General features: G+C 38.5%; 1 protein-coding gene. It reads left to right on the top strand.

The features are described 5' to 3' along the window. Positions 1–1,165 (top strand): DUF7507 domain-containing protein (locus TD29_RS17060; RefSeq protein ID WP_040282622.1); only part of this gene is annotated, 1,165 nt, incomplete at both ends.

Genomic DNA, 1,165 nt, shown 5'->3' on the forward strand with positions numbered 1-1,165 from the left:
TAGTAGGAGAGACAGCAACATACTTAGCGTCTTATGTAATTACACAAGATGATGTAGATGCAGGAGGAGTTAGTAATACAGTATTAGCATCAGGCGATAGTCCAGATGATACTACAGTGACAGATGATAGTGATGATCCAAATGATTCAGATAATATTGATCCAGATAATGATGGAGATCCAGATGATCCAACAGACACTCTTATACCAGAAGATCCAAGTCTCATTGCCGAGAAGAGTGCATCAATTACTGATAATGGAGATGGCGTATTAGGAGCAGGAGATACAATTAACTACATAATTACAGTTGAGAATACAGGTAACGTTACATTAGATGGTGTCACGATAACAGATACCTTAACCGATTTTGATGGAACCGTATTAACCTTAACCACAGGACCAACATTTGATAATGCAGATGCAGGCAGTTTAGAAGGTACTTTATTAGTAGGTGAGACAGCAACGTATTTAGCGTCTTATGTAATTACACAAGATGATGTAGATGCAGGAGGAGTTAGTAATACAGTATTAGCATCAGGAGATAGTCCAGATGATACTACAGTAACTGACGATAGTGATGATCCAAACGATTCAGATAATATTGATCCAGATAATGATGGAGATCCAGATGATCCAACAGATACAGTTATCGATAACCCAAGTATCATTGCCGAGAAGAGTGCATCAATTACTGATAATGGAGATGGCGTATTAGGAGCAGGCGATACAATCAACTACACAATTACAGTTGAGAATACAGGTAATTCGACATTAAGTAATGTTGGTATTGTTGATACGTTAACCGATGCAGATGGAACCGTATTAACCTTAACCACAGGACCAACATTTGATAATGCAGATGCAGGTAGTTTAGAAGGTACTTTATTAGTAGGTGAGATAGCAACGTATTTAGCTACGTATGTAATTACGCAAGATGATGTAGATGCAGGAGGAGTTAGTAATACAGTATTAGCATCAGGTGATAGTCCATTAGATACTGCAGTGACAGATGATAGTGATGATCCAAACGATCCAGATAATATTGATCCAGATAATGATGGAGATCCAGATGATCCAACAGACACTCTTATACCAGAAGATCCAAGTCTCATTGCCGAGAAGAGTGCATCAATTACTGATAATGGAGATGGCGTATTAGGAGCAGG

Origin of the sequence: Psychroserpens damuponensis (assembly GCF_000826655.1) — a bacterium.
Classification (GTDB): Bacteria; Bacteroidota; Bacteroidia; order Flavobacteriales; family Flavobacteriaceae; genus Psychroserpens; species Psychroserpens damuponensis.